The 23251-nt window shown below is 43.5% G+C and carries 16 protein-coding genes; 3 read left to right on the top strand and 13 right to left on the bottom strand.

The genetic code is table 11. The features are described from left to right. Window positions 1–61 precede the first annotated feature (61 nt). From GO493_RS27775 to GO493_RS27785, 3 genes are read right to left on the bottom strand one after another with little or no spacing between them, the layout of a single operon-like run. A complete protein-coding gene (locus GO493_RS27775; protein ID WP_157309506.1) occupies window positions 62–454 on the bottom strand; it encodes a VOC family protein in 393 nt (130 codons plus the stop codon). Window positions 455–464: 10 nt separating this feature from the next. Beyond that, window positions 465–1214: a DeoR/GlpR family DNA-binding transcription regulator gene (locus tag GO493_RS27780; RefSeq protein WP_157309507.1), complete on the bottom strand. Its 750-nt coding sequence runs from the start codon at window positions 1212–1214 to the stop codon at window positions 465–467. Next, complete coding sequence (locus GO493_RS27785; RefSeq protein WP_157309508.1) at window positions 1214–2422, bottom strand: MFS transporter; 1209 nt, start codon at window positions 2420–2422, stop codon at window positions 1214–1216. Before GO493_RS27785 ends, GO493_RS27780 begins: the two co-directional genes overlap by 1 nt. A 409-nt stretch (window positions 2423–2831) precedes the next feature. Between GO493_RS27785 and GO493_RS27790 the strand changes: the two genes are divergently transcribed. Both GO493_RS27790 and GO493_RS27795 read left to right on the top strand, forming a co-directional pair. After that, a complete protein-coding gene (locus tag GO493_RS27790; protein ID WP_157309509.1) occupies window positions 2832–3950 on the top strand; it encodes an acyltransferase family protein in 1119 nt (372 codons plus the stop codon). A gap of 23 nt (window positions 3951–3973) precedes the next feature. Beyond that, complete coding sequence (locus GO493_RS27795) at window positions 3974–6298, top strand: GH92 family glycosyl hydrolase (protein WP_157309510.1); 2325 nt, start codon at window positions 3974–3976, stop codon at window positions 6296–6298. A gap of 106 nt (window positions 6299–6404) precedes the next feature. On the opposite strand, the gene GO493_RS27800 is transcribed toward GO493_RS27795, so the two are convergent. The 8 genes from GO493_RS27800 to GO493_RS27835 all read right to left on the bottom strand — a co-directional run bounded on the left by GO493_RS27800 (window position 6405) and on the right by GO493_RS27835 (window position 14906). Continuing rightward, window positions 6405–7214 carry a DJ-1/PfpI/YhbO family deglycase/protease gene (locus GO493_RS27800; protein ID WP_157309511.1) on the bottom strand — a complete coding sequence of 270 codons (810 nt, stop codon included), beginning with the start codon at window positions 7212–7214 and terminating at the stop codon, window positions 6405–6407. Between the two features lie 18 nt (window positions 7215–7232). Beyond that, window positions 7233–7967 carry a putative quinol monooxygenase gene (locus GO493_RS27805; protein ID WP_157309512.1) on the bottom strand — a complete coding sequence of 245 codons (735 nt, stop codon included), beginning with the start codon at window positions 7965–7967 and terminating at the stop codon, window positions 7233–7235. A 12-nt stretch (window positions 7968–7979) separates the two neighbouring features. Continuing rightward, a complete protein-coding gene (locus tag GO493_RS27810) occupies window positions 7980–8792 on the bottom strand; it encodes an alpha/beta fold hydrolase (RefSeq protein ID WP_157309513.1) in 813 nt (270 codons plus the stop codon). Then, the gene (locus GO493_RS27815) at window positions 8789–9367 is read right to left on the bottom strand and encodes a carboxymuconolactone decarboxylase family protein (protein WP_157309514.1); all 579 of its coding nucleotides are present in this window, start codon (window positions 9365–9367) and stop codon (window positions 8789–8791) included. The genes GO493_RS27810 and GO493_RS27815 overlap by 4 nt, the downstream gene beginning before the upstream one ends. A 3-nt stretch (window positions 9368–9370) precedes the next feature. After that, window positions 9371–9952, bottom strand: coding sequence for a cupin domain-containing protein (locus tag GO493_RS27820; protein WP_157309515.1), 582 nt, complete (start codon window positions 9950–9952; stop codon window positions 9371–9373). A 10-nt stretch (window positions 9953–9962) separates the two neighbouring features. Next, a complete protein-coding gene (locus tag GO493_RS27825) occupies window positions 9963–10184 on the bottom strand; it encodes a 2TM domain-containing protein (protein ID WP_157309516.1) in 222 nt (73 codons plus the stop codon). A 200-nt stretch (window positions 10185–10384) separates the two neighbouring features. After that, a complete protein-coding gene (locus tag GO493_RS27830) occupies window positions 10385–12346 on the bottom strand; it encodes a sigma 54-interacting response regulator (RefSeq protein WP_157309517.1) in 1962 nt (653 codons plus the stop codon). Window positions 12347–12359: 13 nt separating this feature from the next. Further along, the gene (locus GO493_RS27835) at window positions 12360–14906 is read right to left on the bottom strand and encodes a histidine kinase dimerization/phosphoacceptor domain -containing protein (RefSeq protein ID WP_157309518.1); all 2547 of its coding nucleotides are present in this window, start codon (window positions 14904–14906) and stop codon (window positions 12360–12362) included. 649 nt (window positions 14907–15555) lie between these two features. Between GO493_RS27835 and GO493_RS27840 the strand changes: the two genes are divergently transcribed. Beyond that, window positions 15556–18117, top strand: a complete 2562-nt coding sequence (locus tag GO493_RS27840; protein WP_157309519.1) for a TonB-dependent receptor — start codon at window positions 15556–15558, stop codon at window positions 18115–18117. Window positions 18118–18276: 159 nt separating this feature from the next. Here GO493_RS27840 and GO493_RS27845 read toward each other — a convergent pair whose 3' ends face one another. After that, a complete protein-coding gene (locus GO493_RS27845; protein ID WP_157309520.1) occupies window positions 18277–19932 on the bottom strand; it encodes a hypothetical protein in 1656 nt (551 codons plus the stop codon). A gap of 171 nt (window positions 19933–20103) precedes the next feature. Beyond that, the gene (locus tag GO493_RS27850; RefSeq protein WP_157309521.1) at window positions 20104–22782 is read right to left on the bottom strand and encodes a leucine-rich repeat domain-containing protein; all 2679 of its coding nucleotides are present in this window, start codon (window positions 22780–22782) and stop codon (window positions 20104–20106) included. Window positions 22783–23251: the final 469 nt, after the last annotated feature.

Genomic DNA, 23251 nt, shown 5'->3' on the forward strand with positions numbered 1-23251 from the left:
TTTTTTTCGATAGAGCGGTCGAAGTAACCCTCTTTTCCAATGGATCGAACGGAAAGACCTATTAGCCTGCCAATAGTTCAATCAGGTTTCCTTCCGGATCAAGTACTACCGCTTCATAATACCCATCCCCGGTTGTCCTGGGTTCTCCCTGTATCATGTATCCTTCCTGCCGGAAGTTCTCAACCATAGCATTTACTTTTTCCTTATCGCCAACAGTAATTGCCAGGTGCGCTATTCCCTTGTTAAAACCTCTTTTTTCCGGAGCTCCGTCAATGCCAGGTCGGTGCATCAGTTCAATCTGGCTACCGCCCATAGAGAAACTGATAAAATAAGAACTGAATTTTTTTACCGGGTTAACATAAAGGCTGCCACAGGAGGCCTCAAAGTATTTGAGATAAAAGTTTTTCATACCCTCCAGGTCATCGACCCATATTGCCAGATGATGTATTTTCATTTGAATAGTATTATATGATTTGAACTCCCAGGTTTCTAAAGCCATCAAGATCTGCATGATCACTATCCATATTAGTGATCATTGCATGCAGGTCCTGAAAGTCGCAAACACGAAAGGCTTCTGCCTGATGTAATATCTTTTGGTTTGCCAGAGAAACCGTTTTTTTGGAGCGTCTGAGCATTGCACGTTTAACATGGGCATCAGATTCTATTGTTGCGGTAACTCCAAATTTGTCGTCAACACCGCAGGTACCCATTAAATAGAGGTCTGCGGTATAGCGTTCCAGGTCAAGGCAGGTTACCGTACCGGTATTTGTTGCACTGTTGCGTTCGTAGACCCCTCCAAGAACAATGAGCTCTATATCCGGATAGTTAACGAGCAATTGTATTGCAGGAATATTGTTGGTTATGATACGCATATTTATATCAGAAGGTAACCGGCCTGCCAGTGCGCATATTGTTGTGCCACCGTCCATAAAAACGGTCATGCCCTCCTTTATGAACCCCAGTGCTTTGGCTACTATAATGTCTTTCTGATCTGAAAGAATATTACTGCGATCCTGGAAGGTCAAAGGATTTCTTGATGGCAACATTGCGCCACCGCGGATCTTTGAAACCAACCCATTACGGTATAGCTGATCAATATCTCTTCTGACAGTATCCTCTGACACATTTAATGATCCGGCAATCTGCTCGTAAGTAACCTGTTGATCGGTCTTTATCTTATTAAGAATAAATTCAAATCTTTGCTCTTTGATCATCACTGTATTTTTGAAATAGTTAATGGATATTTCTGTTCTTTTATCCAGTATGAAAGCGATGTAATAATCAATAAAATTGCACAGCACCCAAAGGCCGCCGGCAATGAAATATGATGAGCAATAAAGCCTAACAGCGCAGGGCCTGCCAGTTGACCAGCGTATCCCATGGTGGTTATTGCGGGGATACTGACCGAAGCAGGAATTCCCTTCAGGCGCCCTCCGTCGCTAAAAAAGACCGGGACAATATTGGCAGCGCCTATCCCCAGCAAAATGTATCCAACCAGCACCATGTAAAACCAGGGGCTAAATATTGCTACTAAAAGGCCGAAAGCTGCCAGCAAGCTACCGCCGGATACAATGGTTGTCCTGTCAAATTTTTCAACCAGCCCATCACCCAACAGCCTCATCGTGGCCATAGCTACTGAAAATGCTGCGTAACCGGCGCCACTGAGTGTCTGCGGAACGGCTTTGGTATCGCGCAGAAATACAGCACTCCAATCCAGCATAGCGCCTTCTGAAAGGAATACGATGAAACACATCGTGCCTAAAAAGACAACACTTCTTCTCAGCCAGAGAAAGTTGTTTGAAGTGAGGGCCGTATCTGTTACTGTTGAATATTTAGTATTAATATCCTGTTCCAAATGGTAAGGAAAAAGATGCCGATACTGGCTCAGGCAGATAACAAGCAAAAGACCAGCGATGCTAAATGCTGCATGTAAAGGGTCCAGGCCTGCCTTTACAAGGAAGCCGAGACCTAGTGATCCGGCAAGTCCACCTACACTGAAAAGTCCGTGCAGAGACGACATTACAGGCCGTCCGTAAAGGTTTTGCACATATATTCCATGGGCGTTCATAGCCACATCAATGGAACCAATGGCAGCTCCGAAAATAAATAATGCTGCCGCCATGATTATGACGGATTTGATCACAATCAGGGAGGGAAGCAACAGCGCAATTAAAATAGCGGAACATGCAATTACTTTCCGTGTTCCATACCTGCTGATCAAAAGACCGGTAACCGGCATCATCACTAATGCGCCGAGACCAATAAATAAAAGTAATAACCCCAGGTGTCCTTCATGTAAGCCAAGGCGATCTTTAGCATATGGCACCATCGGCGCCCAGCTGGAAATTCCTAGTCCGCATACAAAAAAAATAAACCTGGTAGCCCTGCGAGCCATCATTAACCTTTTATCATCTACGTTCATATATTCAATTATCTGTAATAACAGCTAATAAGGCCTTAATTATATAATGAGATTTCATGGAGACTGCCTTCAGCTATTTTTCACTATCAAAAGCAAAACAAGATTGCAAATATAAGCAAATCGCAAACATTTGCAATTACGGAAATATTTCACTTATTTTGTCATTGTGGGGTTTTTATAATTGCAAAATCATTCACAGGATATTAATATATTTATAAATTTCTTTTTATCAAAGCATTATCTATATTTTAGTTCCTGAATTTTAAGACAGGTCTCAGTATTCCTATGTTAAATGCAATGCTGCAATATTTTGCAACTCTTAGCATTGTCTTTTTCTCATTATGCCAACGACAACCTTAAACCACAGTCTTTATCGTAACAGCGAACACTAATTCACAGCGCTTTAATAATGATTACAGGTCTCAATTCTCTTAAAACCAAACCACATTATCCAATTCTTGATGGATTACGTGGCGTTGCAGCTCTTATCGTGGTTGCGTTTCATGTATTTGAACCACATGCGAGGAACAGTTCAGATCAGATTATTAACCATGGGTATCTGGCTGTAGATTTCTTTTTCGCTTTATCTGGTTTTGTGATAGGATATGCCTATGATGAAAAATGGGATAAGTTAACTATTGGTTCATTTTTTAAAAGAAGATTACAAAGGCTCCAGCCCATGGTAATTATGGGAATGATGATCGGGGCCGCACTGTTTTACTTTGCAGACTCTCCCAAATGGCCTATGATACATACTATACCTGTGTGGCAGGTGATAATGATCATGCTGATTGGATTTACACTGATACCAGTTCCTGTCTCCATGGATATCCGGGGCTGGGAGGAGATGCATCCTCTTAATGGTCCCGGCTGGTCACTGTTTTATGAATATGTTGCCAATATCCTATATGCAATAGGGATCAGAAAGCTGTCAAAAACGGCATTATCAATACTGGTTATTGTGTGTGGAATATGGCTTGTTTACTATTCCGTGACTTCCGCAAATGGAGACCTGATGGGTGGCTGGTCTCTTACCAGGGAGCAATTGACTATTGGCTTTACCCGTTTGTGTTATCCGTTTTTTGCAGGTTTATTACTTTCCAGAGTTGTTAAACCCGGTAACATTAAGGGCGCGTTTTTATTAAGCAGTCTTTTACTTATCATAGTGTTGTTCATGCCAAGAATCGGCACCAGTGCCGAAACGTGGAAAAATGGATTGTTTGAATCCTTAACCGTCATTGCACTTTTTCCACTTATTATTTATATCGGAGCCAGCGGTAATATAAAGGGCAAGATGGAAACCCGTATTTGTAAGTTCCTGGGAGATGTTTCATACCCGGTCTACATTACACATTTTCCATTCATCTATATATATTCAGGCTGGGTGAGTAAGAACACGGGGGCTCCTTTAAGTATGCACATCCTGTTAGGTATAGTTACTTTTGTTATTGCCTTCTTAGTTGGCTATATTACTTTGAAATTTTACGATGAGCCGGTGAGGGCCTGGCTCAGCAAAAAAAATAAATAAATACTCAAGCATAACCGGAAAACATGAGGAATTTTTTTTACCTGGTTTTAATTTCCCTGGCTGCCTGTCATGAGACAAAGCAAATTGAGGAGGATTATACAAAATATGTTAAACCTAATATAGGTACTGCCCACAGCCGGTATTTCTTTTATACACCTGCTGCGGTACCATTTGGAATGGCGAAATTAGCCCCATCAACAAATGGCAGTTATGGAAATATTGATGGTTGGGAAGCAGTTGGCTACGACGAACGCCATACTTCTATTGAGGGATTTCCCAATTTTCATGAATTTCAGATCGGAGGAGTTGTTTTTGCGCCAACTGTAGGTACACTACAAACCCAGCCAGGGAAGCTGGAAGATCCTGAGAGCGGTTACAGGTCCCGTTTTGATCATAAGGACGAATATGCAACCGCGGGCTATTACAAAGTACTACTCAAAGATTATAATGTCACTGCTGAATTAACAGCCACTGACAGGGTTGGTTTCCATCGTTATACATTTCCCAAGTCTGATTCATCGCATATCATTTTTGACATTGGTCATCGTATGGGTGAAAGCGGACCGGTACTGGATGCAGAAGTAAAGCTGCTGGATAGTAACCGGGTTGAAGGATATGTTGTCACCAAGCCTGAGTATGTAAGAAAGTATCAAAGCGATGCCACTGTTCCTTTATATTTTTCGGCAGTTTTAGATAAGACTCCGCAAGCATATGGAGTATTTACAGATAGCGCAGTTACCAAAGGAGAGAAAGCGATCAAAGGGAAAGGCGCAGGCGTGTATCTTACCTTTAAGACATCAGAAGGAGAACAGATCAATATCAAAGCAGGTCTGTCATATACTTCTGTTGCTAACGCCAGGCTTAACCTGGAAACAGAGGCCAGTAACTTAACATTCGATCAGGCCAAAGAAAAGGCAATAGCTACCTGGAATGAACAACTTGGACGGATAGCAGTGGAAGGAGGGCTGGAAGATGACAAAGTGAAATTCTATACCGGCTTATATCATGCAATATTGGGGAGAGGCCTTGCAAGTGATGTGAACGGGGCTTACCCTAAAAATGATGGTTCTATAGGACAGATACAACTGGATAACAATGGGAAACCGGTACATCCTTTCTATAATACCGACGCTATCTGGGGAGGATACTGGAACCTGACGCCGTTATGGGCACTGGCATATCCTGAATATTATGCCGACTTTATTAAAGGCCAGTTACTGATATATAAGGAAACAGGCTGGCTGGCAGATGGTCTTGCCGCAGGTAAGTATGTATCAGGTGTTGGTACCAACTTTACAGGACTGGTCATAGCTGCCGGCTACAATGCTGGAATAAGAGATTTTGATGTTAATCTTGGTTACGAAGCTGCTCTTAAAAATGAGATTGGTTACCAGGGAAGGGTGCCAGGCGCTGGTAAAATGGATGTTGGGGCCTTTGTTAACAGGGGTTTCAGCCCATATATCCTTAATGATGACAAAGGCAGCAGGGAACTGACCACGAATGGATCACAGTTTGGTACATCGCACACGCTTGAATACGCTTTCAGCAGCTATGCAGTGGCACAGTTTGCAAAAGCACTGGGCAAAACTGATGATTATAAACAACTCAGCAAACAAGCTGAAAGCTGGAAATTCCTCTATGATTCAACTACAAAATTTATTCGTCCGCGGGATATTAACGGAGATTTTATCAAGGATTTTGATCCTTCGGCGCCATGGGTAGGTTTTCAGGAAGGTAACGCCTGGCAGTATACATTCTTCGTTCCCCATGCTCCAGAGGAACTGATCAGCCGTATAGGTCAGGATATCTTTAACAGACGGCTGGATAGCATTTTTACAATCTCCCAGGCAAATATATTTGGCGGAGGCAAAGAAATTGATGCTTTTGCAGGACTGAAAGGATTATACAACCAGGGTAATCAACCCAACCTGCATATCTCCTGGCTTTTCAATTTTTCAGGGAGACCTGATCTGACCCAAAAATGGGTTAGAGCTATCTGCAACGAATTTTATGGCACAGAAGGTATACATGGGTATGGGTATGGCCAGGACGAAGACCAGGGACAGATGGGGGCATGGTATGTACTTGCCGGAATCGGCCTGTTCGATGTAAAAGGCCTGACGGCGCCTAATGCGTCCTTCCAGTTAGGAAGCCCTTTGTTCAATAAAATTACAATAAATGGAAAGACGCATCCATTTGTTATCACCGCTGAAAATAATGGAAAGGACAATATTTACATCAATGAGGCTGTTCTGAATGGAAAACCTGCGACAGAAATACCGTACCAGGACATCATGAAAGGAGGAACACTCAATCTCAAAATGGCGTCAAAGCCCTTTTCAAAATAGAGATTACATAATACGGCAGGAAAAGGTTCAAATACTTTTAAGCCGATGATAAAATAAAACCCTTCAAACCGCCGACTTTGAAGGGTTTTATTTTTAATGTATAAGATTACTTTTTGATCAACCAGCTTTCTACCGCCCTCGAAAATTCGGCTACATCTATAGGATGCCTGCTGGTTACCAGGTTTCCCTCTGTCACTACAGGTTGATCCAATACTGTACCTCCGGCGTTCTTCAAATCCACCTGTATATTCCAGTAACCTGTCAGCGTTCTTCCTTTTAAAATATCAGCAGAAGCTAATACAACCGGTGCGTGACAAATAGCGGCAATCAGTTTTCCCGACTTATTGAAGTCCTGCAGGAACTTTATCACATCTTTGTCATAGCGCAGGTTATCAGGGTTCCATGCCCCACCGGGTATAAATACAGCATCGTAGTCGCTTACTTTGATCTTGTCTGCAGTACGATCGAATTTTATCCAGCCAACGGGTTGTAAATACTGAATAGCCATGATGTGTGTTTTTGCCATTTCCGGGTACATCAGGCCGTACCTCTCTGGTGCAGGATTGTATTTTGGCGCTACAATATCTACTTTGGCGCCGAGTTGTTTGAAATACCATACAGGCCCGAGTAATTCAATTTCCTCAAAACCATCAGCAGCCAATACGGCGATCTTTTTATCTTTTAATACAGTTGGATCTGTTACAGGTGTAAAGAAGAAAGCCTTTAATGCCTCGTTTCCTGGAGCATTTAAAAGCTGGGATACAGGCATATTCACAACTGCTGATGAAGATCCAAGTTGATTCAATACTGAAAGTTCGTGACTGTTCATTTCTGTTGTTTTTACCTGTGCTGTTGCATTCAATACAGTAAAAACACTTACTATACCGGCCAGCATGGATTGATTAAAAAATTTCATTTCATCAAATTTTAATTGTTACATATACTTGCCATTACCAAATGGTGCAAATCTTATCAGCCTGTGAAGCCCGGCCTGGAAGGGTTGCTTCTTAATGCTGCTGTTCAAGTAGTCAATAACAGGCTGAATAGGAGGAAAATTCAGGTGATATTGAAAGGCGTCTTCATTCCTGAACTTTTCGTATGTTACGAACTGTGTGCTGTCTTCTTCAAGTTGTGAAAGCTGATAATTAATGACACCTGGCTCGCTTCTGAATTGCGGCATGGCTGTATGGTACACTTCTTTAAACCGATCCCCGGTCCCGGCCTTGCTCTCCACAAACAGCATAATAGTGATAGGTGTATCCTCCTTCATTGGTTCTCTTCGCCATTCTTCTTTTGAAAGCGGTTCCAGGTCTTTTACATAGATGGTTCTTACAGGCTTCACTACATCCTTTTCAGACAATGTTCTTACCTGTTTAAATATTACACCGTCTCTGAACTTCTCCAACCACTGTCTACCGGTCCACCTTTCAATGAGCCACATTACAGAAGGGCTTTTATCTTCATAATACGCCTCAGCCATAATGTTATTTTTATTGCCAACAGCCTGTTCCACATACTTTGCAAGTAGCTCAGAAAATTCCTTCCCGAGGTCTTTCTCTACTTCATACCGCGTTAATACAACTACGTCCTCCATACTAAATGTTTTTTGCGCTTTTACATTGATGCTGCCCAGCAGCATATATATTGCGAACATCAGATTTCTTGTCATTACAAATCGTATTTATAGTGCGGCCTTGATCAACAACGCTGAAACAGTGTGTGGCTCTGCCAGGAAGGGAGAATGGCTTGTGTTCACCGTGTACACGGTTTTTATACCTGCCGCTGCTATCATACGGTCCTGCAGAGCTGGTGAGATCACTACATCCTTCAGTGTCTTAATATATATTTTATCTACTGAGCCAAAACCTTCGTTTGTCAGGGTTACCTTGTTGGTAAATGGAATTGCCGGTTCTGCCCGGTAGTTGGTTAGTACCAGGTCTTTAACGGTTGGCGAACCATCGTTGATAAAAAGATATGTGAGGCTGTCGCGTTTTACATCAAGCGTCAATCGATCGGCTGAAGGTACCAGCAATGGCCCCAAACCAGAGCCAGGATCTGAATAAGCAAGATCCGTAAGCGCCTGTCCTGTTGAAGGAAGAAAAGCTCCTATGTAAACCAGTTTCCGGATCTTATTGGGAATTTTTTCCGCCACACTTGTAATTACCATTCCGCCCATACTATGTCCTACGAGAATTACATTGCTGTCGGCTTTAGCAATAGCATTGATCACTTCGTCCCTGTAAACATCAAGACTCAGCCGATACGGAGCTGTTGTGTCGGAGCCATGACCTGGCAACTTCACGACAATCACTTTATTGCCATTTTTAACAAGGTCGGCCTGTACGGAATCCCAGACATACGGGGCCTGCCATGCGCCGTGTACCAGTACAAAAGTCCGGGAAGCGGCACCTGGTCCTTTTTGATTGTCGGCGCATGAAGCTGCTGTTGTGATGAGCGCTGCAGCAGCAAGCAGCGATATAATTGACTTTTTCATGTTAGAGGTTTTAAATTTTCGGGTGCCGGCATATCAAATCCGTTTAAAATAATTGCTATAAAACAGTAGCCTCCGATAAGAAAGAAGAGCTCCGCTATTGCATCCTGTCCAAGTAGCTGAACTGCCCGTTTATAAGTTGAATCAGGCACAACATGACCGGTAACCAGGATATGGGCGACACTATGTGCAATGGCTTGTTGTTCATTCAGGCCATAAGGATGATTGCCTGCTGCAAGCGATGCGATAACATCGGGTGAAATACCAAATGCTTCGGCCATGATCTCGTGAGCATACAGTTCAAAGCGTGCGCCAAAGGATGCTGCAACAGTTAGTATAGCCACCTCACGAACACTTTTGTCAAGCGTTGCATGCGTGTCGAGTGTTCTGAGAAAACTCAACGCTGGAATGCCGAACTGCGGATAGTGTAACATGGCCGGGAAAGGGCCCAATAATGCCCCATGTGTATCTATCATAGTTACCTGGCTTTGGCTTCGGCCAACTACGCTGGCAATCTCATTATGTACTGAACGGGCTTCGTTACCAAGCGTATCCGGAGGTAATGGTTTTATACGCATGATCTAATTTTTTGGGGTTACAATTTCAGGTGTAAACTCCCCATCGATCAAAATGAAGGCCATACGGCAGATTTTGCCGGAGCGGTTGGCCCAGGCATGGTTGGTGCCGTTTTGAATAATGATATCACCAGCCTGAATAATTGTCTCTTCCTGATCCAGCACCAATGTTATTTCGCCTTCAAGTACAATTCCGTAATCGACTGTCTGGGTGCGATGCATCAACGGATGCGGGGCAGCTTCGTTTGAGGTGGAGGCTTTTTCATCGCCCATTGATTTGAATTTAGCTGCTGCATCTGCGCCAGTTAGTTTTCGTATCTCTTCACCTTCCGGCGGAAATTCAATCACCCGTATTCGTGTCCCGTGTTTAGGAGGTGGCAATATCAGGCCCTTTTCCTCTGACTCCGCCGGCTGTGCGTGGATCAACGCAGGTGTTTCCAACGTATGCCATACTTCAAAAAAAGTAGGGCCGCCTGGTCCGCCAACAAGTTGAGTATGTGTAGGTGGCGCATCGGAAATAATAACCGCTGCACCATCAGTGTTATGACCTGTTATAATACGTCTGAATGTTTTCTGTTGCTGGTTCATGTATCTGTTTTTAATTGCTCTTTGATTTTTTGAAAACAAATACTCCCAGGTAATGAAACAGAATACCGATACCCCATGCAATTGTGGACCATAGCGGCCAGGGATAGCTTCTATCTGTGAAGTACCATACGATCCACATAGCAGGAAGGGAAAACAGGAAAACGATGAAATGGATTCTGAAACCCTTTTTAGGGTTAACGGAGGCTTCGCTCCATTGATTCGGGTATGTCATACAATTAGGTTTGATCTATGTTGACTATTTGTATGCCATTCTGCTACAAGGATAATATGCGGGGAAAAGTAATTCTGTAATATACTGAAAGTAAGATCAATAACGATAGTTAACAATACAGAGAGGAGAAAAAACAATGGTATGGCGCTCCGATATTTTCGGAGTTTAATTCATCAAACTCCGAAAATATTGGAGTCTCGTTAGTCAAAATCCTGCTTTTTTATATTCAGCCTGGTTATTTTTGATTCGAGGGTAGTAGGTTTTATATTCAATAATTCAGCGGCTCCGTTGACTCCCCGTATACGGCCTTTTGTTTTTTTGAGGATAGAAGTAATATATTCTCTTTCTGTTTCCTGCTGAATATGTTTTACTTCATCAAATGTATTAATACCGGTTTTTCTGGCAAAGCTAAAAGCCTGCGATGAAAGGTCCCGCATTAGTTGCAATTTTGACCTGCCATCATTAAGAACAACGGACTGCTCCACAACATTCTCCAGTTCGCGAATATTTCCAGGCCAGTTATATGCGTATATTTTCTGGATCATTGAATCTGAGATCCCATTAAAGGGTTTGTTGAACTCTTTACAAAATCTCTTTCCAAAAAACAGGGTTAGCGCTTCTATATCTGTTTTACGTTCACGCAACGGCGGTAGAGTAATAGGGAAAACGTTCAGCCGGTAATACAGGTCAAGACGGAACCTTCCTTCGGCTACTTCTTCTTCCAGGTTACGGTTTGTGGCGGCAACAATGCGAACATTAACTTTTACCGGTGAACGGCCACCGACATATTCGATTTCCCTTTCCTGTAAAACACGCAATAATTTCGTTTGTATAACAAGCGGCAGTTCTCCGACTTCATCTAAAAAAATAGTTCCGCCTTCGGCCTGTTCGAACTTTCCTCTCCTTTTTTCAATTGCACCTGTGAAAGCGCCCTTTTCGTGACCGAACAACTCAGATTCTACCAGTGTTTCAGGAATAGCAGCACAATTAACCTTAATGAATGGGCCCTTTTTCCTGGCTGAAAGTTCATGAATGGATTGAGCTATTTTTTCTTTGCCTGTGCCGCTTTCGCCCAGTATCAGAACGGATGTATTATACGGCGCCACCTGCGTTGCAAGGTCTAACGCAGCTAATAAAAGATGATGATTCCCAATAATGCTTTTGAATCCGGGATAAAACTCCGCTTTATTTTGTTTCTTATCCGGAGAAACAGGCCCATCCTTTTCTACAGATGATGATGTCTCATAATAAATGACCTTTTCTGCCAGGTCAGTCAGGCATTGTTTTATCCGGTTTAGAAAGGTAAGATGATTTTTACTGTAAATACCGGACTGGCGACTATAAAAAAAATAATGAACTGACAATCCATAGCCAAGCGAAACAGGAAATACCAGATATGATCCCATTCGCAAACAATCTAACAATATTCTTTGCAGTGAATTGTTATGAAAATTACCGTTTGGGGTTTCGTTGTTATAAATGTTCCCATTATTGTCGGTATGGCAATTTTCAATAGCTGCGTAAAAAGATCTATTGTTTAAACCCGTCATGGTGAGTAGTTCTTTCTCACCAATATGCTGGTGTTCATCAAAACCAACCCGCAAATAACCTATATCAGTGAACCGTTCTCCATTCAAGGGCCTTACTCCTGTTGCCATAAAGTCAAACGGGATAAAAGATTGCATAGCCCCGGCCAGTTTTAATAATTTCAACTGAATATCAGATTCTTCATTAGTTATCTCAGTCAGCAATCTTTGTAAACGCTCTTCATTTCGCAATTTTGACTCAAGGCTGTGCGTATGGCGATACCATGCAATATCGAGAGTGATCAGCAGGTCTTTCTCTCTAAATGGTTTAACCAGAAACCCGTAAGGCTCTGTTGTCTTTGCCTCTTCCAGTACTTTCTGGTTAGAGTTGGCGGAAACATAAATGAATGCGATATTATCATCCTTCAGCTTCCGTGCCAGCGCAATTCCTGAGCGTTTTCCGTTTAACCGGATATCCAAAATCACGAGGTCTGGTGTTTGCTGTTGCAGATACGTGTCAGCCTCTTCTACTGAAACAGCAATTCCTATTACATTATATCCGGCTTTCGTTAATATTAATAGCAGGTCATTGGCTACTACGAATTCATCTTCTACTATGAGTAATTTTTTATTCATTGAAACATACTTATCAGGAATTAACAAATGGTTCGTCCAAAACCGGCTTACTCATCACTTCAAACCGGATTACTACACTTAGCCCGTTATCACTTACAATATTAACATTACCATTTAATTGCTTTGCGAGTCCTTGTACGAGCCTAAGTCCCAGCGAATTATGCTTCATTACGTCAAAACCCGCTGGCAGGCCAATACCATTATCGGAAATATTGAGTAACACATAATCGTCGCTGACAGGTTGCAAATTAATACTGACAATTCCTTTCCGATGACCGGGGAATGCATACTTAATAGCATTCACGATACATTCATTGATGATCAGTCCGAGCGGAATTGCCTGCGACACATCAAGATCAATGGGTTCAATGGTTTGTTGAAAAACGATCCGGTTGCTGGTATCGAAGCTTTCATGCAGGTAACTCAACAGATCGTTGATGTATTCAGGCATGGAAATGGTTGAAATATTTCCGGACAAATAAAGCTTCTGATGTATAAGCGACATGGCCTGCATACGCCTCAGGCTATCTTTTATTGCCAGCACGGCCGCGTCATTATCCAGATAGACGGACTGCGAATTAAGCAGACTGGTCACCATTTGAAGATTGTTCTTTACGCGGTGATGGATCTCTTTAATGAGCCATTCTTTTTCTTTCAATAATATATCCTGTTTTGTATTCAGTGTTTCTAAAAACATATTCTTTTGGTCTAATTCTTTTTGATGCACCTGCAGTTTGTGGTTGCTCCTGTGTTTCAGAAGATAACGGTTAAATAATAATCCCACAATGATCACTAATAATACTACGCAGGCCAGGGTAATATTTTTTGTTCTGTTGGCTTGCTCCACTCCGATACGCTGCAATTGGTTCTGGTTATTTAAGGTTTCAATATCTTTTTCCTTTTTAGCAGTTTCGTACTGAACCCTCAATTCTTCCATTTGCCAGCTTTTGGTTTCATTGAAGATAGAATCGCTCAATTGTTTGTGCCTTAACAAATGTTTCATAGCTGAAGGATAATTCCCCATGCCGGAATCGGCCCGAAAAAGCATCAGGTGAATATCTTTAGCTTCAGGAAGCGAATTAGTAGCTTCAGCAGCGTCCAGGGCCTTTTGCAAATAGGCGGAGGCCTTTCCGTATTGCGTTTTACCGATGAAATACTGGCCTAACTCGTATTGAATATCGGTTGTAATTTCATTGTCTTTCCGCAGCTGGCCGGATAGCTTTATCAATTCAAGATAATATTTTTCAGCCTGCCAATCCTGCTTTACAGCGTGATAACAAAACGCCAATGCACCGAACAGACATGCTTCTGCATGAACGCCAATGGGTTTGTTTTTCCCGTAGATATCAAGAATATACTCCAGTGCTTCTTTTGCTCTTTTTATTTTTATGAGCTCCCTTGCAAAAAAGAACGCATCCCTGAATATATAACCATTGTTATCACCTTTAAATACCTGGCCTCTGAGCACCTTTGAATACCATTCTACGCTTTTATCCGGCTGGCCGGATTCCCGGTACATATTTGCAAGGCGACGATAAAAAGTAGTGGCTGAGGCAGAGTCATGAGTAGTTTCCACGCTTTCTATTGCCTTTGAGCCATAAAAGATACACTTACTAAAATCACCTTTATAGCGGCAGGTTACCGCCAGCAGATCGTAAATATAGTGCAGGTCCCGGTATCCGATGGCTTTGTAACGTCCAAGTACATCCAATAACTCTGTTTCGGCAAGATCCAGCTTTCCATCCACCATGTGTATATCGGCAATTGTCTTTAATACCCAGGCCTGTCTTTCCTGATTACCACTTTTTTCATACAGCGCATACATTTTCTCAAAACAGTAAAGCCTGGTTATTCCGGTTTTCTCGCGTAATGGAATCAGCGTTGCCAATTCATGCCACAAAAGCGCTTCTTCTTCCTCATTACCAGGCTGGCTTATTTTATCTATTGTTGCTTGGTATAGCTTTTTACTTTGCTGCAAACCTTCGGTAATAAAGGACTGCATTGCTTTGATATGTATACGCTCTGACGGCCATTTTTCAGTCAAATGATCCCCGGCAATTTTATTTGCCTGCTCTAAAAAAAACAGTGAACTATCCAGGTTTTTTTGGATCCTTTCGGTGTGAAAAAGATAATGCCGGCCCAATATTATTAATAAGCGAAAGCGGGTTGAATCATTTAGTACTCCCAACAGTGTAAGAGCTTGTCGTATTTCATTTTTCCTGATCAATGCATCTCCTTTTATCAAAATCGCCTCATTTCTGCCTTTTTTATATTTTAAGACCTGGCTTAAATGGAGGGCCTCTTCTGCGAAGTAACAGGCACTGTCCAATTGCGTTCGGGGATTACCGGTTTTGTATAAATAATACTCCCGGTAAATATAATATTGACCAAGCTTTAGTAAAAGAGACACACGATTTGTATCCGCTTTACTTTTCTGAAGTTGGAAAACCAATCGGGAATGAATACTATCTTTTAACTGGGAAAATGATAAAAACGGGGAAACCACCAAAATAGAAATGGTAGTAAAAATACAGAAGAACGCTTTGCTACAGTGTTGCATTTGGGAAACAACAACTTATTTAATTGGTCAATAATATATCGTTTGCTATGTTTTCCGGTACTTTCCTCCAATGTATCAACTGGTTGAGTGGTGATTTGCCGATTTAACCGGATGCAATTCTAAAATACCAATACTAAATTAGCGAAAATGATGATCGTTTAAGTTTATTATTCTGGCAACTGTTTTGCCTTAGTTGTTTCTAAAAGATACATAAAGCCTTAGATTTCCGGTAAGACATTCATTAACAGGTTAGACTATCGTTCAGCTACGCTAAAAAAAAGAAATCCTTTAAATGCTGTATGAAGCGTTTTTAATTTTTTTATAATTCAAAATCCGTCGGAAGTTATACTATACATCGATACAAGTCAGTACCCCTTTAAACGCCTAATGCCGTTGGCAAATAATTCTGCAGGCTGGCGGGTATAATATAATTAACCGGGTTGGAAGATATTTTATTTGCTTCTGTTCCGGGCTTCTCCTGTTTGTATAACAAGTTAATATAGGTTACATTAAAAATGACGATTTCCAGCTCCTCGGGAGGGTTTGGCTATAAATTCAAAAAAAAACTGAAAAGTTAAAAATACGTGACTATATTTGTCTACAATTCTAGTAGACTAATAGAATTAACGCAACCTATATTATAGCGCTCATGAAAAAACTACTCCCCCCCCTCTTTTTTACTATACTTCTGACTAACGCGGTGCTCGCACAAAAACTCATTACAGGCGTTGTAAGGGGTGAAAAAGGTTCCCCTGTACCAGGGGCCACTGTCAGCCTTAAAGGCTCAACCAATCACGCTGTTGCTGATAACAAAGGGGAATTCAGCATACGTACCTATGCGCCGTTCCCCCTTACGCTTGCCGTTACTTCAATCGGCTTTGCCACGCGGGAAGTGCAGGTGACTGAAGAGAACCAAAACTCGCTCGAAGTTATTCTGATAGTAGATAACCGTCAGCTCAACGAAATATCAGTTACAGCGCGCCGCCGTAATGAGAAGATCCAGAGTGTACCCATTGCCATTTCCGTGGTACGCGGTAATGTAGTTGAAGATGCGGGCGCTTTTAACGTGAACAGGGTGAAGGAGCTGATACCTACGGTACAGCTTTACTCTTCCAATCCGCGTAATACTACTCTCAACATCCGTGGCCTGGGCTCAACTTTCGGCCTGACCAACGACGGCATTGATCCGGGTGTGGGATTCTACCTGGACGGTGTTTACTACGCTCGCCCGGCTGCTACTACGCTGGATTTCGTAGATGTGGAACAGATCGAAGTGTTGCGCGGTCCGCAGGGCACGTTATTCGGTAAGAACACGACAGCGGGGGCGTTGAACATTACTACCCGTAAACCATCTTTCTCACCCGGCGCCACCGCGGAAGTCAGCTATGGTAACTATGGTTATATACAGGCCAAGGCCTCTGTTACAGGTGCAATTGCCAGCAAGCTGGCCGGCAGGGTCTCTTTCTCCGGCACACAGCGTGATGGCACCATTTACAATGTGTCTTCCCTGAAACATGTGAATGACATTAACAATATCGGCGGACGCGCGCAGCTGCTCTATACTCCCAGTGAACGTGTAAGTATCACTCTTATCGGGGACGCCACCCAGCAACGTCCTGAAGGGTATGCCCAGGTAGTAGCAGGTGTTGTGAAAACACAGCGGCCGGCTTACCGCCAGTTTGATAACATCATAGCTGATCTTCATTACCAGCTACCCAGCCGTAATCCTTTCGACAGGCTGATAGATCACAACACTACCTGGCGCTCCGGTAACGACCTGGGCGGAGTATCGCTGAATGTGGACGCAAAGATCGGCGGGGGTACACTGACATCTACTACTGCCTGGCGCTACTGGCATTGGGACCCATCCAACGACCGTGACTTTACGGGATTGCCTGTGCTTACATTATCGCAGGCCACTTCAAGACACCAGCAATGGTCGCAGGAAGTGCGGTATGCAGGCAACTTCTCCTCAAAACTGAGTGGGGTAATAGGTATTTTTGTAATTGGACAGAACCTTAAAACAGATCCTTACCATGTAGAGGAATCTGGTTCGGCGCAATGGCGCTTTTCCCAGAACTCCACCAGCGAACTTTGGAAAACACCTGGGCTACTGGAAGGATATGGCATCCGCACAACTTCCCGGCTGAAAACGCTTAGCGCTGCCATATTCGGACAGCTGGACTGGGCTATCACCGAGCGGCTGCATGTACTTCCCGGCCTGAGATACAATTACGACGATAAAGAAGTAGACTTCAACCGTAAAACATATGGAGGCCTGGAAACGACAGACCCTGCCCTGCTGGCGTTGAAAAATGTTGTGTACACGGACCAGGTGTTTAACGCCAATACAGACAACACTAATCTTTCCGGTCAGCTGACAGTTTCTTTTAAAGCCAGTGACCGTGTAAATACGTACGCTACTTACTCTACCAACTATAAACCGGTAGGCCTGAATCTCGGTGGGCTACCAACATCCAACGGTCAGCCTATGCTGGAGCTGGCAGAGATCAAACCAGAATATGTACAGCATTTTGAAGTGGGGATCAAAACCACCCCATCTGCTTCTTCTGTCCTTAACCTGGCAATCTACAACACAGACATCAAGGATTTCCAGACACAGGTACAAACAGCTGAGCTGGGCGTAAACCGGGGTTACCTGGCAAATGCAGAAAAGGTGCGGGTACGTGGCGCTGAGCTGGATGGCAACATCAGGTTCGATGACCATTTCTCTCTCTTTGGCGCCATAGCTTATACGGACGGTAAATACAAATCCTTCAAAAATGCACCCGTGCCACTGGAAGAAACCGGAGGTCCGAGTGCATTCAAAGACATCTCCGGCGGCAGGTTGCCAGGAATTTCAAAATGGACGGCTTCCCTGGGTGGAGAAGCGTCTACCGGTGGAAAGTTCCTGGGGCAAGGCGGCAGATACTTTGTGGCGCTGGATGGTTATTATCGTTCTGAATTCTCGTCCAGTCCCTCCCCTTCTCCATATCTCAATGTAGACGGCTATGTGCTTCTCAACGGCAGGTTTGGCTTCCGGGCTGCAAAGGGAGTATCCCTGTTTATATGGGGACGTAACCTGCTCAACAAGAATTACTTTGAGCAACTGCTTGTGGCTGCAGGCAATGCAGGGCATTATGCCGCGGTGCTGGGAGATCCGAGAACATATGGAGTAACGCTTCGTTATGTATTCAATCCTTCCAATTAAAAATAACAATATAGAAAAAACCGCCAGTATACTCCTGGCGGTTTTTCTTATTTATGTACATGTCAGGGTATTCTATTCTGTTTTACCATGGCCCCTTTTAACTCTATTTAGAAAATTCTAAGAAAGCGCATTGGGGGGATAGCAAAAAACAGGGAATGCCTAGTTAATGGCCGCAAGGTCCAGGTGTATTTCATTCTTTTCCGGCTGCAGGCGTAAGACTACACCGTAGGAAGGTTTTGAGAAACTGCCTTTGTCTGCGGATATATGATAATTAAATGTTTCAAAGCTGCCGTCTACCTGTCGTGGTGAGACATTTGTGAACGGAAGTGTAGCTCCAGGCGCTGTTTCCAGGTCAAGGTACCAGTTAAGCGACTTGTTACCTGTTAACTTCATGGAGATGGTTTTTTCTTTAAGCGTCACCTGTAAAGTACCGCCCTGGCTGAGCGGCCATGATACCAGCACGGTTTCCTTGTCCAGGTTTCTGAATATGGGATCACCACCTTTTAATGTCGCTTCCTGTCCGTTAACAAGGGCTTTTACCCGTAAGCCGGCCAGCTGTCCGGGTTTACTCCAGAGGTATCCGTCTACAACGGGCAGTGTAAAGAATGTGCATTCATTTGAGGTGGCTACCTGGGTAGTGTAGATATCAGGAATTTTTTCATTAAACAGATGTATGTCCCTGATACGGAGGTCGCCTCCCTCCCACAGCATATTCACTCTGTAAAAGCGGCTGTTATACCATAAGGTTTTCCGGTCGCTGCCTTCTACATCCTTTGTAACGGAGAACGAGGTAGGAGGCGTTACTTTATAGTGTGTTCTGAACCAGTTGCCTGATTGCGCCATGGTTTCCAACCTGATCTTCCCTTTGTCCCTCAGGTTGGCAATCAATGGCATCTGTATCTCAAAACCTTTAGCCATGGCATCCCAGGTAAAAGAATTTTCCTGCCCTGCCTGGGTATAGTTAAAGTTCAGGGAGGGATCCTCAGTGAAAGTCTTTAAGAACCAGTTAACCCAGCTTTCACTGCCGCCAGCCTCCGGGTATACAGGTTCAAGGGTGATCACGCCCTGTCTTTCTGCGCTGATACCCTGATCATACTGACGGACGGGATCACTTCCCAGCATCCTGAAAACCGGTACGGGGATCTGGCTGGCCGCGTTCTGGGCCGGCATATAGGAATTGACCCTGCTTGGATAATAAGCCTGGTTCCAATAGCCTCCCCATAGCGTGTAGCCGTCGGTGCCATATTGGTCTTTGCAGTTAGCAGAAGCTACAATCCTGTATTTGTCATACAGGTACTGTAAGGTATGTGCATCAATAAACCAGGAGGCAACGGAACGGGGATAATACCCAAATATGCTCTTAAAGCTTTCCATATATACGTCTGCTATCTTTTCCCGTTCGGCTGGCGTATAGCCGGTAGAAAAGCCCACGTCTGCGTGCCAGTCCCAGGGATAGCGGCCCCTCCATTTCAGCCCTGCTTTTTCTATAAGCGGCTGAGGGAGCTCCCACCACGCGCCTATCTCAAATGAATCGCGGGACAAGCTTCTGAGCAGCTCCTGGTAACGATGGTCCATCAAAGCATCATACTGCAACAGGAATGTACCCGTGAGGTGATAAGTCCTCATGATATTTACCTGCTTTACTACGGTCTGATAGAGCACATCTTCCGTGATCCTTTGATCTCTTGGCTCCAGCAGGCGAATGAAATTAACGATATTGATAATCTTTGGTTCCTGACCGGCTGCTGCCCGGGACAGACCTGTTATACTTATACCGGCCAGCAGCAGTACCTGTATTACTTTCTTTCTGATCATATATTATATAGACAGGTAATAGTAAGGAAAGGGGGGTAAAAAATAAAATTAATTTTACCGGGGTAAGTATTACATGTTGTAGTTGGGGCGATTGTGTTGTTTTTTATAAAAAGAAAAGAATAACCAAAAGCCTTCAGATCCAAATGATCTGAAGGCTTTTGGTCTGAAGCTTTATTTTTTCAGCCACTTTTTATATTCTTTAGTTTCCACGATGTCATCAAAATTGCTGAAGTATTCATCTTTTTCTAATGTCTGCTTCACAATCTGCCAGGCATCTTCCTGCCGGCCGAGCCGTAAAAGGATACGGACCTGGGTATCGTAGATATAATATTCACTTTCATTTTCAATATACGCTACGGCTTTGTTGATCATATTGAGCGCTTCTTCGGTCTTCTCCCTATCTTCATAAACCTCATACATAGCCCATGCCACCGCATTGGCTACTATACGGATCACTTCCCTGTAAAAAGCGCCCATACTGGTGGAATGCAGTATATGCTCCGGTAACAGGGACAACGTCATCAAACCTGATTTAATACAAAGCTGGTTGTACTCGCGCTTTTTTTCTGCAGACATCTTCTTATATGCAGCATCCGCCGGTATGTTGCTGTATGCGTTTGTCAACACGTAATAAGTGTACAGCCGCAGGTATTTATCTACCACCTTACCATCGTTGAAGCTGGCTAGTACCTGATCGTATATTGCGATGGCTTTTACTGGCTTTCCGGCATCATTAAACCACAACTCATTTCCTTTTTCAATAAGATCCGCCGTTTCTTTCCATAGCCTGGCTGCTTCGGTATCAATGATCTCCTTTTCCATCCAGTTCTCCCGTAGGTCCAGCTCTACCTCAGGCAACCGTTCTGCCATTTTCAGGCGGTCGGATATTTTGAAAGAGTTCCCTTTCAGATTCAATGAGCGCAGGTTTGGAAGGCTGTAAACTTCTTCAGGCAGGTCTGACAACATATTATCGCCAAGATCAAGTATGCGTAACTGCTGTAATGCGCCGATACCTTCCAGGTGTGCTGTAGTCAGTGGTTTCCGTAAATAGCCTGTCTTTTTCTTTTTCCCATCACCGGCTTCAACCTTTTCTGCCTGCAGGTCGGATATTTCCTTTAACCTTCCAGGATCATGCGACAAATTTTTCGCCATCTCCTTAAACGTTTCCTTGCTCAGATCTTCCAGCCACCTGCGGTAAAGATCGATCTTCAGTTCTTCAAGAGAGGTAATGCGGAAGATATCTTTTAACAGACTGTGCTTAGCCAGCGGACTTTCAGAATCATTACAGATGCCCGAAGCGTGCAATATCTTTAACTTCTTCAGCCCTGACAGGTCCGGAAATTCATTAACATAACCCAGGCTTCCATCCAGGTACAGTTCTTCCAGTTCTTTCAACGCCGTCAATGCAGGCGGAATTTGTTTAAGGGAGTTGCTGTTCATTAACAGGCGTTTCAAGCCTGTACATCCAAGGACTGCCTTGGGAAAGTCTACCGGGCTGGCTGCTGTGCATGAGTCGCAACGCAATTCCTCCAGGCCAGGAAGGCTGGCAGTCAACCGAAAACCTTTACATCCGGAAACATCCAGTTTACGCAGGGAAACCAGTTGAGTAAGACTTTCCGGCAGCTGCAGATCAGCATTCTGAGAAAGGTCAAGTACACGTAGTTTCTTTAGCTGGGTTAATTCGGCCGGTAATGTTTTCAATTCACATCCGGAAAGATGTAATTCTTCAAGTTGATCAAGCTGTGCTATTTCTGCGGGTAATGTCTTTATTTCATTCCCATTCAATTTCAACTGCTTAAGAGACCTCAGGGTTGTAAGCAGCATCGGGAATCTATCCAGGTCCTGATAACTAAGATCAAGTACCTGCACTTCTGCCGGAGAGACTTTCATTTTTTCCAGCGCCTGCAGCACAACCTTTCCTGCCCTCTCCTCTTTCAATGTGAGCTTTCCCGGTTTAGCCGAAATGACCGTTTCTTTGGGTGCTCCGGCTGCCGGCGTATCGTTAAATCCTGGCAGGAATTCATCTCTGAGGATGTGTTTACCTTTATTGATGTAATTGGAGATCTTATCGCTGTTGGCGTATTCCTCTTCTTTGATCAGCTCAGGGCGTAGTACGGTTATCTCACTGTATTCAGCATCTTCTGCGCCTTCTATTTCCTGATCGCCGATAATAGTACCGGATACTTCTCCCTGGAATCTGAAGACCTGGTCATCTGCAAGGATAGCTACGGCCTTTGTCTTCCCTTCTACCGTCAGCTCACCATGGTTATAGTAACCATAGATGGTTTGTTCTGCCGTCAGGTCTCCTTTTATATAGAATTCGCCACCACCTTTATTGATACTTTGAGCATAAACGTTGCCGGTGACCAGGAGGTGTTCGCCATTGTCCATATCCGGCTGGAATAATACTCCCTTTACTGTGAGATTACCTTCTACGATAATACCATATATGTCATCTTTAGCAGCAGAACAATGTTTGTAAGTATCAAGTGCGCCGTTAAATACAACATCGCCTTTATACAACATGTACTTGCCACCATCGTCATACAGGGCATTAATATACTTGTCAAGTTTATGCTTCTTTACGGCTTCTTTTTCAGAGATAATGGTATAATCGCCTGGTAATAACGTCTTCCCATCCCTGATGATCTCCTGGTAGCCTTTTCCGGTTTTTTCTTTTACGAGTTTGTCATATTCCTGACGGGCTTTTACAGGGGTTTCAAAGTCTTTTTCTGTCGTTTTACCCTGAGTACCAATTTTTCCGTACCGGGTAGTAATGGTGTTGACATTCAATGATATCTCCCAGAATTTTGAGGATGTCCCTTCCTGCAGTTCGAAGTACTGGAGCATTTTGCTGATCGGTTTTAAAATAGTGATATATGCTATAGTCAATACGGGCCAACGTGACCGGCAGATCTATATTTACTTTGGAGCCTTGGGTATACCGGTTGAAGAATAAGATTACCGGAAGGATAACATATTTCATTGTCACCAGTTTCCGGTATGAAGATAATAAAAGTAATATAAATATCTAATTGTATTTGAAAAGATTAGTTTATCGGTTTGGAGCTTATACTCAATGCGAAGAAACTGCTCAAAAAATCGCTTTTACCTTCGGTAAAAGCGATTTTTTGAGGGGCGCTTTTCTGGCCTGCGGCCGGCTGGGAGTTTAAACCGGTGACTGTGACAGCTTGAAGCTTTATATTATACTTAATGCGATTTTTTGAGGGTACTTTTCTAGCCTATGGCCGGCTGAGAGTTTAAACCGGTGCAGTACGGTGAAAGATTATAACATATTGGTCTCGTTAATGTTAATACG

The sequence above is a fragment of the Chitinophaga tropicalis genome (assembly GCF_009758205.1).
Classification (GTDB): Bacteria; Bacteroidota; Bacteroidia; order Chitinophagales; family Chitinophagaceae; genus Chitinophaga; species Chitinophaga tropicalis.